This is a genomic window from Microvirga pakistanensis (genome assembly GCF_004458765.1).
Lineage (GTDB): Bacteria > Pseudomonadota > Alphaproteobacteria > Rhizobiales > Beijerinckiaceae > Microvirga > Microvirga pakistanensis.
On sequence record NZ_SPJX01000143.1, the window covers coordinates 1 to 223 of the forward strand.

Genomic DNA, 223 nt, shown 5'->3' on the forward strand with positions numbered 1-223 from the left:
ACATGGCGGTCGCAGGCCTCCTGCGCATCCGCGTAGCGCGCGCCGCCGATCACCACCTCGGCCCCGTGGGAGCGGATGACGGCGATCTTCGCGGGGCTTGAAATCTCGGGACCGAAGATGCGGGCCTTCACGCCGAGCTGGCGGGCCGCATAGGCCACCGCCGCCCCGTGATTGCCCCCCGAGGCGGCCGCGACGCCGGCGGCCGGGACGGGATTCGACAGGA

Annotated in this window: 1 protein-coding gene; it reads right to left on the bottom strand. The window is 73.5% G+C overall.

The window, feature by feature from the left end:
• A partial coding sequence (locus tag E4K09_RS04640) for a pyridoxal-phosphate dependent enzyme (RefSeq protein ID WP_134495529.1) occupies positions 1 to 223 on the bottom strand: 223 nt, incomplete at both ends.